The 15,620-nt window shown below is 72.0% G+C and carries 11 protein-coding genes; 6 read left to right on the top strand and 5 right to left on the bottom strand.

Features of this window, described 5'->3' with window-relative positions:
* The first annotated feature begins 15 nt into the window (after positions 1-15).
* Entirely contained in the window at positions 16-2,190 is a 2,175-nt protein-coding gene (helR, locus tag ACWDGI_RS08430; RefSeq protein WP_450756677.1) for an RNA polymerase recycling motor ATPase HelR, read from the top strand.
* On the opposite strand, the gene ACWDGI_RS08435 is transcribed toward helR, so the two are convergent.
* Positions 2,187-4,568 (bottom strand): SpoIIE family protein phosphatase, encoded by a 2,382-nt coding sequence (locus tag ACWDGI_RS08435; protein WP_450756679.1) that lies wholly within the window; start codon positions 4,566-4,568, stop codon positions 2,187-2,189. The two genes, helR and ACWDGI_RS08435, sit on opposite strands and share 4 nt — an antisense overlap.
* A 272-nt stretch (positions 4,569-4,840) precedes the next feature.
* Between ACWDGI_RS08435 and ACWDGI_RS08440 the strand changes: the two genes are divergently transcribed.
* From ACWDGI_RS08440 to ACWDGI_RS08455, 4 genes are all read left to right on the top strand, one after another.
* Positions 4,841-7,966: a glycoside hydrolase family 2 TIM barrel-domain containing protein gene (locus tag ACWDGI_RS08440; protein ID WP_450756681.1), complete on the top strand. Its 3,126-nt coding sequence runs from the start codon at positions 4,841-4,843 to the stop codon at positions 7,964-7,966.
* A 121-nt stretch (positions 7,967-8,087) separates the two neighbouring features.
* Positions 8,088-8,327, top strand: coding sequence for a hypothetical protein (locus ACWDGI_RS08445; protein ID WP_360494007.1), 240 nt, complete (start codon positions 8,088-8,090; stop codon positions 8,325-8,327).
* Between the two features lie 3 nt (positions 8,328-8,330).
* Positions 8,331-8,708, top strand: a complete 378-nt coding sequence (locus ACWDGI_RS08450; protein ID WP_365558782.1) for a toxin Doc — start codon at positions 8,331-8,333, stop codon at positions 8,706-8,708.
* 467 nt (positions 8,709-9,175) lie between these two features.
* Positions 9,176-10,807: an RICIN domain-containing protein gene (locus tag ACWDGI_RS08455; RefSeq protein ID WP_450756684.1), complete on the top strand. Its 1,632-nt coding sequence runs from the start codon at positions 9,176-9,178 to the stop codon at positions 10,805-10,807.
* 292 nt (positions 10,808-11,099) lie between these two features.
* Here the strand turns inward: ACWDGI_RS08455 and ACWDGI_RS08460 are convergent, their stop codons facing one another.
* Positions 11,100-11,630 (bottom strand): hypothetical protein, encoded by a 531-nt coding sequence (locus tag ACWDGI_RS08460; RefSeq protein ID WP_450756686.1) that lies wholly within the window; start codon positions 11,628-11,630, stop codon positions 11,100-11,102.
* 323 nt (positions 11,631-11,953) lie between these two features.
* On the opposite strand from ACWDGI_RS08460, the gene ACWDGI_RS08465 reads away from it, so the two are divergent.
* Entirely contained in the window at positions 11,954-12,376 is a 423-nt protein-coding gene (locus ACWDGI_RS08465; RefSeq protein ID WP_450756688.1) for a subtilase-type protease inhibitor, read from the top strand.
* Between the two features lie 133 nt (positions 12,377-12,509).
* Here the strand turns inward: ACWDGI_RS08465 and ACWDGI_RS08470 are convergent, their stop codons facing one another.
* The 3 genes from ACWDGI_RS08470 to ACWDGI_RS08480 all read right to left on the bottom strand — a co-directional run bounded on the left by ACWDGI_RS08470 (position 12,510) and on the right by ACWDGI_RS08480 (position 15,530).
* Positions 12,510-12,893, bottom strand: a complete 384-nt coding sequence (locus tag ACWDGI_RS08470) for an STAS domain-containing protein (RefSeq protein WP_450756690.1) — start codon at positions 12,891-12,893, stop codon at positions 12,510-12,512.
* A gap of 214 nt (positions 12,894-13,107) precedes the next feature.
* Positions 13,108-14,613 (bottom strand): MFS transporter, encoded by a 1,506-nt coding sequence (locus tag ACWDGI_RS08475; RefSeq protein WP_450756692.1) that lies wholly within the window; start codon positions 14,611-14,613, stop codon positions 13,108-13,110.
* Positions 14,614-14,921: 308 nt separating this feature from the next.
* A complete protein-coding gene (locus ACWDGI_RS08480; protein WP_450756694.1) occupies positions 14,922-15,530 on the bottom strand; it encodes a flavin reductase family protein in 609 nt (202 codons plus the stop codon).
* Between the last annotated feature and the right edge of the window lie 90 nt (positions 15,531-15,620).

Here is a 15,620-nt window from a genome sequence, read left to right on the forward strand (position 1 = left end):
GACGGAGCTGATGCAGTGAACCCCCTGACCACCCGTGTCTTCGATCTCCCCGAGCAGTTGTCAGGCAAGGCCGACCCGGCCCTGATCGCCGACGACGAGCGGCACTTCACGGCCATCGCGCGGTGTCTCGGCGAGACGATCGCCGAGCTTTCCGACCGGCTCGACACCGAACTCAAGGCGCCCGGCGGTACCGGCCGGGCCGCGATGGACCGGGACATCGAGGTCCACCGGCTGACCGGACGGCTGCGCACCCTGCGCCGTTTCGGCCTGGACCTGTGCCTGGGGCGCGTCGTGGGCGCGGACCACCCCGAGCCCGTGTACATCGGCCGGCTGGGCCTCACCGACAGCGAGGGCCGCCGGCTGCTGCTCGACTGGCGGTCACCCGCGGCCGAGCCGTTCTTCGCGGCGACCCACGCCGGCCCGATGGGGCTGCGCAGCCGCCGCAGATACCGCTGGACGGACGGCCGGATCAGCGACTACTGGGACGAGGTGTTCACCGCGGACGGGCTCGAAGGGCACGCCGCGCTCGACGACCAGTCCGCCTTCATCGCGAGCCTCGGCGCCGACCGGTCGGAGCGGATGCGCGACGTGCTCGCCACCATCCAGGCCGACCAGGACGCGATCATCCGCGCCGGATCCCGCGGCGCCCTCGTGGTCGACGGCGGCCCGGGCACCGGCAAGACGGTCGTCGCCCTGCACCGCACCGCCCATCTCCTGTACTCCGACCCGCGCCTCGGCCACCGGCGGGGCGGTGTCCTGTTCGTCGGCCCGCACCGGCCCTACCTGAACTACGTCTCCGACGTGCTGCCCAGCCTCGGCGAGGAGGGCGTCCAGACCTGCGTCCTGGCCGACCTCGTCGACGAGGGAGCCGCCGCGACGCCCGAGGCCGACCCGGAGGTGGCCCGCCTGAAGTCGACCGCGGACATGGTGCGGGCGATCGAGACGGCCGTCCGCTTCTACGAGGAGCCGCCCGCCACGGGCATGACGGTCGCCACCGACTGGGGCGACCTGTGGCTGAGCGCCGACGACTGGGCCGACGCGTTCCGGGCGCCGGGGCCGGGCACACCGCACAACGAGGGCCGTGAACAGATCTGGGAGGAACTCGCGACCATCCTGCTGGACAAGCACACCGGCGAAGACGTCCCGCCCGAGCGGTTCCGCAGGTCGCTCCAGCAGGACAGGGAGCTGACCGACACCCTGAACGGCGCCTGGCCGCTGCTGGAGGCCGGCGACCTGGTCGGCGACCTGTGGTCGGTGCCCGCCTACCTGCGGATGTGCGCCCCCTGGCTCGGCCGCGACGACGTACGGCTGCTCCAGCGCGCCGACGCCCAGGCCTGGACCGTGTCCGACCTGCCGCTCCTGGACGCGGCCCGGCAGCGGCTCGGCGACCCGGCGGCGGCCCGGCACAGGCAGCGGCAGGAGGCCGCGCTCGCCGCCCAGCGCGAGCGCATGGCACAGGTCGTCGACAACCTGATCGGGGCCGCCGTCGACTCCGGCGCCGACGGGGACGACGGCGAGGGCCTGGTGCGGATGCTGCGCGGCGAGGACGCCGCGGTCAGCCTGGTCGACGAGTCCGAACTGCCCACCCTCACCCCGGACCTGCTGGCCGGCCCGTTCGCGCACATCGTCGTCGACGAGGCCCAGGAACTGACCGACGCCGAATGGCAGATGCTGTTGCTGCGCTGCCCGTCCCGGAGCTTCACCATCGTCGGGGACCGGGCCCAGGCCAGGCACGGGTTCGCGGAGTCGTGGCGGGAACGCCTGGAGCGGGTCGGATTCGACCGGATCACCCTGGCCTCGCTCAGCATCAACTACCGCACCCCCGAGGAGATCATGGCGGAGGCCGAGCCGGTCATCCGGGCCGCGCTCCCGGACGCCAACGTGCCGACCTCGATCCGCGGCAGCGGCCTGCCCGTCGTCCACGGATCCGCCGACCGGCTGGCCCCGATCCTCGACGGCTGGCTCGACGCGCACCCCGAGGGCATCGCCTGCGTGATCGGCGATCCCGCCTTCACCGCGACATCCCGGGTCCGCTCGCTCACCCCGGAGCTGTCGAAGGGGCTCGAGTTCGACCTGGTCGTCCTCGTCGACCCGGAGGACTTCGGCACGGGCGTCGAGGGCGCCGTCGACCGCTATGTCGCGATGACCCGGGCCACCCGGCAGCTGGTCGTCCTGACCAGCACTCCCTAGGGAACGTCCTCCGGGAACAGGGACAGCTCGGCCCAGATCGTCTTGCCCTCGCCGGTGTGCCGGGTGCCCCAGCGCTGGGTCAGCTGCGCCACCAGCAGCAGGCCCCGGCCGCCCTCGTCCCAGGTCTTGGCCCGGCGCAGGTGCGGGGCGGTGTGATTGGTGTCGGAGACCTCGCAGATCAGCCTGGTCGTGTCGTGGATCAGGCGGAGCCGGATGGGGCGGGCGCCGTAGCGGATGGCGTTGGTGACCAGTTCGCTGACCACCAGCTCCGCCGTGAAGGCGGCCATGGTCAGGTCCCACACGTCCAGCTGCTCCACCACCTGCTTGCGGATCGGCGCGACCAGGGCGGGGTCGGCGGGGACGTCCCAGGTCGCCACCCGGGACGGCGGCAGACCCTGGGTACGGGCCAGCAGCAGGGCCACGTCGTCGGCCGCGCCGCCCGACGGCAGCAGGGCGTGCAGGATCCGGTCGCAGGTCTCGTCCAGCGAGTCGCTGTAGGCCGCCAGCGCCTCGTGGAGGAGCCGGCGACCGGTGTCCGGGTCACGGTGCGGGGAGGTGATCAGGCCGTCCGTGAACATGGCCAGCACGGTGCCCTCGGGCAGTTCGATCTCGGTGGACTCGAACGGCAGCCCGCCCAGGCCCAGCGGGGGACCGGCGGGCAGGTCCACCTCGTGGAGGCGGTGGCCCGGGCGCAGTACGACGGGCGGCGGATGGCCGGCGCGGGCCATGGTGCAGTGCCGCGACACCGGGTCGTAGACGGCGTACAGACAGGTCGCGCCGAGCTCACCGGGGCTGCCCTCGCCGCCCAGCTCCTCCGACAGCCGGACCACCAGGTCGTCGAGGTGGGTGAGCAGCTCGTCCGGGGCCAGGTCGATGTCGGCCAGGGTGCGTACCGCGGTGCGCAGCCGGCCCATGGTCGCCGAGGCCTGCACACCGTGGCCGACGACGTCCCCGACGACCATGGCGACCCGCAGCCCGGACAGCGGGATCACGTCGAACCAGTCGCCGCCCACCCCGGCCCGGGCGGCCGGCAGGTAGCGGGAGGCGGCCTGCAGGGCCGCGGTGTGCGGCAGCGTCCGGGGCAGCAGGCTGCGCTGCAGGGCCAGGGCGGTCTCGCGCTCGCGGGAGTAGCGGCGGGCGTTGTCGACGCAGACGGCGGCCCGGGCCGTGATCTCCTCGGCCAGCAGCACGTCGTCCGGGCCGAACGGGTCGGCCCGGCGGTGCCGGGTCAGCACCGCGACTCCCAGCGTCGTGCCGCGGGCCTGGATCGGCACGGCCATCGAGGAGTGGATGCCGAACTCGCGCACCCGCTCTCCGCGCGTCTTGTGCCAGGTCAGCCACTGGGTCATCTCGCCGGACGCCACCTGGGCCACGATGGTGTGCCCCGCCGTCAGCGAGTCGGCCTGCGGGGAGGAGGCCGGGTAGGACTCGCTGTGACCGGGCTTGAGCACCGCCTCGGGGACGCCGGGCAGTACGGACTGGTGCGCGACCCGGCGCAGCGTCACCGGCGCCGTCAGCCGGGTCGGGAGGTCGCCGCCGTTCTCCGGCGGGTCCAGCAGGTCGACGGTGACGAAGTCGGCGAGGGCCGGCACGCAGACGTCCGCCAGCTCCTGCGCCGTACGGGTGACGTCCAGGGTGGTGCCGATGCGCACGCTCGCCTCGTTGACCAGCTGGAGCCGCTCCCTGGCCAGGTAGTTCTCGGTGATGTCGTGGGCGGCCAGGCTCACCCCCAGCACGCGTCCGGCGGCGTCGGTGACCGGTGCCATCCGGGCCAGCCAGGCGTGCGCCCGCTCCTCGCCGCCGGTGCGCATATAGGTCTGGACGTCCAGCGGGCGGCCGGTGGTCAGCACCCGGAGCATGTTCCGCTCCAGCTCCTCGCTCTGCGGCTTGCCGCCGATCTCGGTGATCCGGAGCCCCCGGATCCGCTCCTCGGGCAGCCCGATGACCTCGGCCATCGCGTCGTTCACCCGGCGCAGCCGCAGTCGCCCGTCGTAGACCGCGATCGCGCACGGCGACTGGATCAGCGCGGCCGTGGCCAGCGGATCGTCCGGGGCGGGCGAGGCGCCGTCGGTCACCGGGGAGAAGACGAGCCAGCGTCCGGCACGCTCGTCGTGTGCCGTGCGGTGGTGGGCGACCAGCCAGACCGGGACCGTACGGCCGTCCCGGTGGCGGAGTTCCAGGGTGCCGTCCCAGCGGATGCCCACGGGCACGGGCGGCGGGTCCCCGGCCAGCAGCAGCGCCGCGGGCCTGCCCACGACATCCTCGGCCGGGTGGCCGAGGAGCCGCCGTGCGCCCTCGTTCCACTCGACCAGTGTGCCGTTCTCGTCGATGACAGCCCGGGCCGTCGCCGCATCGTCGAACGGATAGACCCGGCTCATCTCGCCACTCCCAAGCGCACACTCACAGTCAACAGGTGCACCACAGGTGTTCAGCCTAGTGCGTCGGGACCGCCCGTGACCGCCAGGCGCCGGCGGCCGTTCGGGCAGGACCGGCCCCCGTCCGGGGGGTCGAACGGGGACCGGTCGACGGGACGAAAGCCGGGGCCGACCGCTTCCGGACCCTTGACTACGGCGAGTGGCGCACCGTCAGAATCTGTTTGTTCACGATCAGTTGTGAGTAGTTCTGGGCCCTGATGAGGGAGAGCCGCACCATGACGGTCACTCGCAGATCGGTTCTGGCAGCCGCCACGGCAGCCCCGACGGCCGGCGCCCTGCTGGGCGCCCCGGGCGCCTGGGCGGTCCCCGAGCCGGATACGGCCACGCAGGTCACCGGCCGCCGCACGGTCGCCCTGCGGGACGGCTGGCGGTTCGCGCTGGTCGACCCGGGCGGGATCACCGACCCGACCGGCGCCTACGCGGACGCCGCCGACCCCGGGTACGACGACTCGGCCTGGCGCCAGGTCGCCGTACCGCACGACTGGAGCATCGAGCAGACCCCCACCACCGAGCACGGCACCACCAGCGGCACCGGCTTCTTCCCGGGCGGCCTCGGCTGGTACCGGCTCGCCTTCACCCTGCCGCCCGGCTGCGCCGGCAAGCGGATCTCGGTGGAGTTCGACGGCGTCTACATGGACTCGTACGTCTACTGCAACGGCACCCAGGTGGGCCGCCACCCGTACGGCTACACCGGGTTCGCCCTCGACCTCACCGGGCTGCTGCACACCGACGGCAGCACCGAGAACGTCCTCGCGGTCAAGGTGCAGAACCAGTTGCCCAGCAGCCGCTGGTACTCGGGCAGCGGCATCTACCGCGAGGCCCGCCTGGTGGTGACCGACCGCGTGCACGTGGCCCGCTGGGGGACGTACGTCACCACCCCGGACATCACCGCCGAGCGGGCCGTGGTGCGGGTGCGGACGGCGGTCGTCGACGAGTCCGGTGAGGGCGCGGACGTCACGGTCGTCTCCCGGGTCGTCGGACCCGACGGCCGTACGGTCGCCCGTACGTCCTCCACGGTCACCGTCACCGTCACCGGCTCCGGCTCCGGCTCCGGCTCCGGTGAGACCGTCGCGACCCATGAACTGACCGTCGCGAGACCGAAGTTGTGGTCCATCGAGGCCCCGCACCGCTACACCCTGCACACCGAACTCCGGGTCGGCGGCACCACCACCGACACCTACCGCACGGTCTTCGGCATCCGCGGCTACCGCTTCGACCCGGACGAGGGCTTCACCCTCAACGGCGTGCACACCAAGATCAAGGGCGTCGACCTCCATCACGACCAGGGCGCCCTCGGCGCGGCGATCAGCGCCGACGCGGTGCGCAGACAGATGACCCTCATGAAGTCGATGGGCGTCAACGCCTTCCGCACCTCGCACAACCCGCCCTCGCCGCAGATGATCGAGATCTGCGAGGAGCTGGGGATCGTGATGATGGTGGAGGCCTTCGACTGCTGGCGGACCGGCAAGACCAAGTACGACTACGGGCGGTTCTTCGACGAGTGGTGCGAGAGCGACGCCACCGAGATGGTCCTCGCCGCCCGCAACTCGCCCGCCGTCGTCCTGTGGTCCATCGGCAACGAGATCCCCGACTCCACCTCCACCGCCGGCCTCGCCATGGCCGACCGGATCATCGCCGCCGTCAGAGCCGCCGACGACACCCGCCCCCTGGTCATCGGCTCCGACAAGTACCGCGGGGTGCCGAAGCAGGGCTCCGCCGCCGACCTGATGCTCGCCAAGCTCGACGGACTCGGCCTCAACTACAACACCGCCAAGTCGGTGGACGCGCTGCACGCGGCCTACCCGCACCTCTTCCTCTTCGAGTCCGAGTCCTCCTCGGAGACCTCGACCCGCGGCGCGTACCAGGAGCCGGAACACCTCAACACGGGGGAGAACCACACGCCCGGCCGCCGTGCGACCTCGTCGTACGACAACAACCTGGCCTCCTGGACGATGAGCGGCGAGTACGGCCACAAGAAGGACCGGGACCGGAAGTGGTTCGCCGGCCAGTTCCTCTGGTCGGGCATCGACTACATCGGCGAGCCGACGCCGTACAACGTCTTCCCGGTCAAGGCGTCCTTCTTCGGCGCGGTCGACACGGCCGGCTTCCCGAAGGACATGTACCACCTCTTCCGCAGCCAGTGGGTGAGCGAGCCCATGGTGCATCTGCTGCCGATGAGCTGGAACCACGAGGCGGGCGACACGGTCGAGGTCTGGGCGTACGCCAATGTGCCCGCGGTCGAGCTGTTCCTGAACGGGAAGTCCCTGGGGGTGCGGGAGTTCGACGCCAAGACGACGACGGACGGCCGTAGCTATCTGGAGACCACCGAGGCCACCGGCGACGACAAGACCTTCACCACCGGCCCCTACACGGGCAGTTACACCAGCCCGAACGGCAGTGCGGGGAAACTGCACCTGACCTGGAAAGTGCCCTACCGGCCGGGCGAGCTGAAGGCGGTGGCCCGGCGCGACGGCAAGGTGGTCGCGACCGACGTCCTGCGCACCGCCGGCGCCCCGCACACCGTCCGCCTCACCGCCGACCGGAGCTCCCTGGCCGCCGACGGGCGGTCACTGGTCTTCGTGACCGCCGAGATCGTCGACGCGCACGGTGTGGTGGTGCCCGACGCCGAGCACCTCGTCTCCTTCGCGGTTTCCGGCGGCTCGCTCGCCGGGCTCGACAACGGTCGCGAGGAGAGCGCCGAGCGCTACCAGGCCAGCACCCGGACCGCCTTCCACGGCAAGGCGCTCGCCATCGTCCGCGCCGGCACGGAGCCGGGCGCCCTCAGGGTGACCGCTCGGGTGGACGGCCTGCGCAAGGGCACCGTCACCGTCCACACCACGCCCGCCCGCTCGGCGGCCCGCACCCCCGCCCCCGACTTCGGCCCGGACCATCCGGCCCCGCCCGCCCACCCCCACGCGGACGCCAGTTACTCGGGCCGTCCGGACACCCTTCCGGCCGCCATGCTGGACGGTGACCCGGCCACCGGCTGGTCCAACGCCTTCGCCAAGTCGGCCACCGCCCTGCTGCCCGCGTTCGGCGGCGCCCGGACCGAGGACTGGGTGTCGGTCGACTTCGGACGCACCCGCACCTTCGACCGGGCGGACGTCTCCTTCACCGTGGACGCCACCCATGCGCTGCCCGCGTCGGTCGAGGTGGCGGTCTGGGACGGCAGGGCGTACCGCGCGGTGGACGGTACGACGGTGGACTGGGCCACCGCCTCGGACGCCCCGACCGTCATCAGCTTCACCCAGGTACACGGCTCGCGGCTCCGGCTGACCCTGACCAGCGCCCGCCCGGGGGAGGCCTCGGGGGCGCTGCGGATCAGCAGGCTCGACATCTGACTCCGAACCCGACGGGCGCGGTTCGGACCCCGGCCGCCGAACCGTGCCCGGAGGTACCGCAGGATACCGCTCTGACCAGCGCGTATTTACGGGCGAGTACCCGCGCGGTACCGTGAAGGGCATGCCAGCTCTCAACGTGGAGTTCAGCGACCGCGAGCTAGAGGATCTGCGGCAGATCGCCAAGGAGCGCGGTACGTCCATGAAGGCCCTCGTCCGTGAGGCGGCCGCCGCCGACATCGCCCGGCACCGGGCGTTGCAGGAGGGGGCGGAGGAGTTCCGCCGGTTCTTCGCCGCGCACGCGGCCGAGTTCGCGGCCGCGTTCCCGGACGACGAGCCGTCAGCGAAGGGCGAGGCCGCCTGAGCCATGCCGCCGGTCATCCACATCGACGTGCCCTGGCTCCTGCAGCGCCATGAGGAAGTGCTGCCGGACCAGCCCACCGTCGACGACTTCTCCGCACTGGTCGCCGCCGTCGCCCGGCACCGCGTCGACCCGCCCCGGCTCGGTGTGGACTCCGACCCGGCCTGGCGGGCCGCCGCCCTGCTGCACACTCTCGCCCTGCTCAAGCCGCTGCCCACGGCCAACGCCCGGTTCGCCTGCGCGACCGCGGTGGCCTACATGTTCGTCAGCGGCGTGGGTATCGACCCGCCCTACGGAGCCCTCGTCGACCTCGCCCGCGACCTGATCGACGGCAAGGCCGACGTCTACGCCGCGGCGGACCGGCTCCGTTCCTGGCAGCTCTGACCCGCCCGGACCTGCGGGCAAGGCTGCCTCCGGCGCCTCGGGGGTCGCCGGCCACGGGCGGGAGGAACGGGGCCGGCGACCTGTTTCGCGCAGAAGAGCCGCCGTTCCGCGCGGGGCCGTACGAGGTGGGCCGGTCCCCAGTGGACTACCCGTAACGACGGGGCGGGAGCGTGCGCGCGGGACCGGAGTGGGTGCACCGTTCACACGGGGTGTGCGTAAAAGTGAATACGGCCGTGACAGGACAATGGCCGCGGCCGCCTTTCTGACATTCTGTCAATGCTGTCGATGTTGTACGGGCGCCTTGTTGCTTGTGTGAGACTTGTGCGAGGGTGAAACATCCCCGCGGGGGGTAATGGCCAGGAACTATTCCGCAGTTGGGGAACGCGACCGACGCCATACCGGTCAATTCCCGCTCCCCGTACGCGCACCGAAGAGGTACGCACCACCGCACCAAAGGAATCCGCTCAGTGCCCACCCCCCACCCGCCTCGACCCCCCTATCCGCCGCCGGGCGGTGATGCCGGGGAGTCGGACGAGTCCCTCGCCGCCCCGCTGCGCGCCGGATCCGACATCGAGGCCTCCCGGTCCGCCGCGCTGCTCATGGCCCGGCACTGGCGCCCGGTACAGGAATACGCGGTCATCTGTCTGGCCGCCTCCGGGCCCGTCGCCCACATGGTCGCGGCCGCCGCCTTCCACCAGGTTCTCGACCGGGTGGCCCTCGGGGAGAGTGCCGACGCGCTCCGGCCCCGGCTGCTCGTATCGGTCCGTGACACGGTCGCCAACTGGTCCGCCGAGGACCGAATATCCGAGGTTCTTCCCGACCTCGGGAAACCGGCCGGCGGCCGCGGTATGCGCGCCGCGAAGTCCATGACACCGGAAAACCGCACCCTCGCGGAGCGTTCATTCCTGGGTCTTCCGGCGCTCGCCCAGAGTCTGCTGTGGCACATCGAGGTCGAGGCGGAACCGATAACCGTACCGGCCGGTCTGTTGGGCATGGACACGGCAACCGCGGGTGCCGCGCTCGAAGACGCCCGGGAGAAATTCCGGGAGGGCTGTGTCCGCGCCCACCGGGAACTCGCGCCGTCCCAGGAGTGCCGCTACTACAACCGGCTGCTGGACGTTCCGCTGCGCCGGGGCGGCGCGCTGCTGCCGGATGTCCAGCAGCATCTCGCGGAGTGCCCGTACTGCCGGGCCGCCGCCGAACAACTGGGCCAGGTCGAGGGTGGTCTGGGGGCGTTGCTCGTCGAAGCGGTGCTCGGCTGGGGAGCCCGCCGCTACCTCGACTCCCGTCCGGGACGCAATGGCGGCGGGGGAGAGTCCCGGAGCCGTTCCTCCTCCCGGCGCTCCGGAGGCGGCCGCCGCCGCGCGACGGCGCGGAACCGGATCCTGGCCCGCATCACCGTGCCGGTACGCCGTCCACCGGGGTCCTGGTCGTCGAAGACGCTGCTGACCAGCGTCGGCGTCGCCGGGGCGGGCCTGCTGGCCTCCGTCCTCGCGGTCAGCGCGCTGTCGGGCGGCGGCGACGGCAGCGACGCCGTGGCCTCCGCCGGCCTGGTGCCCGGCGACTCCGACCCCGAGGCGACGCCCACCTCCGGTACGGCCGCCGGGCTGCCCGCCGCCGACCACGAGACCAGACTGCGCAACGTCGCCGCCCAGCTGTGCCTGGACATCAACGGCGCGCCGAAGGCCGGGGCGAGTGTCGTGCTGGCGGTGTGCTCCTCCTCCTCGACCCAGGAGTGGACCTACCAGAACGACGGCGAGCTGCGCAGCGTGGCCGACCGCGGGCTGTGCCTGGACTCGCACGCGGACGGCGGGGTGGTCATCCTCGGCACCTGCGCGGACGCCGGTACCGGGCGCGGTGACGACGTGCGCTACGACCTCACCGTCCAGGGCGAGCTGCTGCCCCGCTGGGACCGGACCCTCGCCCTCGCCACGGCCGGCGAGGACGCGGGCGCCGACATCGTCGTGAAGGTCCGCGACCGCTCCAGCGCCCAGCACTGGCTCACCGACCCGCCCGCCCCGTCCCAGAGCACCGGCTCCCTCTCCATCGCCGGAACCGGCGGTCCTTCGGCCCGGCCGGCGCAACTGTCCGGCAACTAGACGCCTCGCGCCGGGATCCGTGAGCGGAACGCGGCCCCGACCGCCCGGTGGCGCGGCGAGGCGGGCCGCGTGTGCCGCGAGGACGAGAGGGCTGCGACGGGGGACGGCGGTGGAACGCGGGGCGGCCGGCGGTTCCGTGGCGCGGGGTGGGCGACGGACCGGAGGCCGTCCCCGAGGGGTTCCGCCGACGCCGACGCCGATGCCGGAGCCCGGGCCGCGCCGGGCCGGGCCGGCGGGCTGTTCGTCCGGCTTTCGCGGCCGCCGTGGATGATTCGGCCATCGCCGGACGGTCTCAGTCCTGATCGGCGTCCGGCCCCTGGGCCCGGACCCGTTCGACGTGCTCCAGGGAGTCGCGGAGCTCGGCCAGCCAGTCGTCGGTGTGCTTCTGGACCAGCCGTACGCACCAGGCCAGTGCCTCGCTGCGGCTGCGTGCCACACCCCCGGCGATCAGCGTGTCCAGTACCTGGCGCTCGGGCTGGCGCAGCCGGGTCATCACCGGCGCGGCCACGTGCGTGAACAGCGCCCGCTGCCCGGCGCACTCCACGCCCCAGGCCACCTTGCGGCGGAACTGGTGCTCGGCCTCCTGGGCCACCCCGATCCGGGTCTCCCGGGTGCGCTCCCGGAACTCCTGGATCCGGCCCTCCACGGCGGCGTCCCGTTCGGCGTCCGAGACGCCCTCCGCCAGCTTGGGTCCGGGGATGCGCCCGACGACGGTGATCTCCTCGCGGTCCACCGTCACCTCGATCAGTTCCTCGAACAGGTCGTCGGGCAGCCGGCCGGCGAACCAGCCGCGCAGCTTCTCTCGTTGCTCCTGAGTAATCATGTAATGACCATTACTCCGTTGCATCGCAAAGGCAAGGGCTTGCGGAGAAGTCCGCCGACAGCGGAAGCGGAATGTTTCAGGACGATTAACGAGGCGCTGAGAACCGGCCATCGGGCCGTTTCGAGCGATCAAGAACCGCTCCGTTGGGCGGTCGACGCGCGTGAACTCCGTGACTTCACGCCACTGATTCAATACGCAAGGTTACTGAAACCTGTGGGGTCGATGTGTGTTTCGCCGACGGACTCGGCAGAGTGGCGCCCGCCGCCCCGGCACCCACCGGGTCGTGGGCGGCACCCGTCGAATCAAGCGGAAGGATGCACACAATGCGAACCACCGCGCGCTGGGCAGCGACCCTCGGCCTCACGGCCGCCGCCGTCTGCGGACCCCTGACGGGGGCCGCCGTCGCCGCCCCGAGCTCGCTCTACGCGCCCTCGGCCCTGGTGCTCACCACCGGCCACGGCACTGACGCGGCCACCGCCACGCCCGAGCGCGCCGTCACCCTGAACTGCGCCCCCGCCGCGTCCGGCACCCACCCGGCGGCCGCCCAGGCCTGCGCCGAACTGAGCGGCGCCGGCGGCGACTTCGACGCCCTGGCGCCCAGGACCGACGTGTGGTGTACCAAGCTCTACGACCCCGTCGTGGTCACGGTCGAGGGTGTCTGGCAGGGCAAGCGCGTCTCCTACGAACGCACCTTCGGCAACCAGTGCATGAGGGACGCCTACGGCGTCAGCGTCTTCTCCTTCTGAGCCCGGGATCGCACGGTCCTCGTGACTGCCGGAACAGGTCCGCAACTGGGGAGTGCGGCCCCTGGAACGGGGAACCTGCGATCTCGCACCGGGGGCCGGCGGGCAGTGTGGGGCTGCCCGCCGACCCCCGGCATCACCGCCGCTCCCCGGCGCTCCCGTCCCGGGGAAGCCCGGGGAGCGGCGGAAATCGCCCCAGCAGACCCGAGGCCCTGAGCAGCCGCGGAACGCGGGGCCCCTCGCACACCAGCCGCAGCCGCCCGCCCCGCTCCCTGGCCCGCGCCTCGGCCCGGCACAGCACCCGCAGCCCCGAGCAGTCGAGAAAGCCCAGCCGCCGCAGATCGACGAGGACATCCGGCTCGGCCCCGGCGGTGGCCGCGAGCAGATGCTCGGCGACCAGATCCTCGGTGGCGATGTCCACCTCGCCGAAGACCTCGACGACCAGATACCTCCCGTACCGACGGCTCCGCGCGCAGGAGTTGGCGGCGGGCAGCCCGGGTTCGTCCGCTTCCGGCGTCATCTCTGCTCCCCCTGGCACAGGGCGCGTACGGGACCGGTTGGTACCCGTCGGGGACGCCTGCCATCCCTGATGCGGGCGGCGCAAGATCAGGTTCACTCGACCCGGTGAATTTCTCTCAAATGACTTGACTGGAAGCACTTCATGCAAAGCGAAGGGCCGCCGTCTCCCTGCTGACGGCGACCCCTCGGTCTTCGGCGGCTGCGCGAAGTTCACGTCACATGTGAACGACCGGTGCCGCGTCCGCGTCCTGCTGCGGTACTCCCTTGCGGAACAGCAGGAAGGCGATCACCGCGCCCGCCGCGAACATGCCGGCCGACCACCAGAACGCGGTCGTGTAGCTCTCGATCGTCGCCCGGGCCTGTACCAGCTTACTGGTCGCGTCCCGCCCGGCCAGGTAGTCCGTCGCCGCGCTCGCTGCGAGCGTGTTGAGCAGCGCCGTACCGATCGAACCGCCCACCTGCTGCATGGCGTTGACCGTCGCGGAGGCGACGCCCGCCTCGTCGGCCGTCACCCCGCCCGTGGCCAGCTGCATGGACGCCGGCATCACCAGGCCGAGACCGAGGCCGGTTACGATCAGCTGCGGCAGTACCGCGCTGACGTAGCTGGAGCCGACGCCGATCCCGGTCAGCCAGGCCATGCCGAGCGCGGAGACCGCGAAGCCCAGCGGGACGACGGCCTTCGGGCCGATCCGCGGCACCAGCACCTGGGTGCCGACCTGCGCGGTCACCATCAGGGCGCCGATCATCGGCAGGAACGCCAGACCGGTCTTCGTCGGGCTGAAGCCGAGGTTCAGCTGCAGGTAGTAGGTGAGGAAGAGGAACACGCCGAACATGCCGCCCGCGGAGATCAGCACGGCGAGGAACGAGGCGGCCCGGTTGCGCTCCAGCAGGATGCCCAGCGGCAGCAGCGGGTACTTGGCCTTGGTCTGCCACCAGGCGAAGGCCGCCAGGAGTATGACACCGGCGAGCAGGAAGCCCCAGGTCAGCGGCGAACCCCAGTCATGCGTCTCGGCGTTGGAGAAGCCGTAGACCAGCGAGAACAGACCGGCGGCGACCAGGACCGTGCCCGGCACGTCCAGCTTGGAGTTCCCGGCGTCGCGGTGGTTGTGGAGCAGTGCCATGCCGCCCGCGAAGGCGACGACGGCGATCGCGACGTTCACGTACAGCGTCGAGCGCCAGTCGAACGTGTCGGTCAGGACACCGCCGAGCAGCAGGCCCACCGCGCCGCCGGCGCCGGCGATGGCGCCGTAGACGCTGAACGCCCGGGCCCGCTCGCGGGCGTCGGTGAACGTGGTGTTGAGCAGGGAGAGGGCGGTCGGGGCGAGCAGCGCGCCGAATGCGCCCTGCAGGGCGCGGGCGGTGACCAGCATGCCGAAGCCGTTCGCGGCACCGCCCAGCGCCGACACGGCGGCGAAGCCGACGACTCCCACGAGGAAGGCGGTCTTGCGGCCGAACAGGTCGGCGATGCGTCCGCCGAGCAGCAGCAGGGAGGCGAAGCTGAGGGCGTACGCGGTGACGATCCACTGCCGGTTGCCGTCGGAGAACCCGAGGTCGGCCTGGGCGGACGGCAGGGCGATGTTCACGATGGTGGCGTCGAGCACCACCATCAGCTGGGCGACGGCGATGACCGCGAGGATCCACCACCGCTTGGAGGAGGCGTCGGCGGGCGGTGCCGCCGGGGCACCGACGCGGACGTCGTCGGTCAGGGTCTTCTCAGACATGGGGGAACCACTCCAGGGAAGTCGTTCGGGATCTACCGGGAAAGCGCTTCGGCGCGACGACCGTCCCCCGGCCGCGAACGAAACGGTTTCGTACACATCGAGACTAGACCAGTTCCAGCGAAACGGCAACGTTTCGTTGGGGGCGCAAGTCGATCATGGATTGCGGCAGGCTCGCGATGGCCGCCGTGGAGCTGTCCCGCGAGGCAAGGGGGCGTCGGCCCGGCGCTGCTCATGACCGGCGACGCGCGCGGAAGCACCGGCCGGGACGGCGCCCCCGCGCCACCCGGCTCCGTTCGTCGTCCCCCCGCTCAGTCGGTGCCGGGCTCCTCGTAGGGGATGCGGTTCCGGTGCAGGACCTCGCCGAGGGTGCCCCATTCGTCGCCGCCGAGTTTGGTCAGCGGGCGCAGCAACTCACTGCTGGGGCGGCCGTCGGCGAGATAGTCCTCGTCCACCGCGGCATGCAGCACCCGGCCGAAGACCAGGGTGCAGTTGCCCATGCGCAGGGTGGTGTGCGAACGGCACTCCAGAGCCACATGGGCCGCTGCCACTCTCGGCGGACGCACATACCTGCTGGCCTCGCGCTCGATGCCGACCGTGTCGAATTCGCTGACGGAGCGGGGGAAGTCGGTGGCGGTGGCGTTGATCAGCGGCAGGAGCGGTTCGGACGAGAAGTTGACGACGAACTCCCCGGTGTCCTCGACGTTTCGCAGGGAGTCCTTCCGGCCGATCGAGGTGAACTGGACGATCGGGGGATCGGTGCTGGCGATGCTGAAGAAGGAGTGCGGGGCCAGGTTCTCGGTGCTTCCGTCCGGTGTGATCGTGGACACCCAGGCGATCGGCCGCGGGATGACGACCGAAGTCAGGAACCTGTAGAACTCCGCGCTGCTCATCGCCTCGGGGGTGTATTCCACGCGCATGCAGCGAGTATCGAACCGGCGGGCCCGGGGGCGGCGCAGCCGGGATGCGCGTGTCGCGGGACATACGACGGCTACCGGGTCGCGTGGCGA

This window comes from Streptomyces sp. NPDC001220 (genome assembly GCF_053597895.1).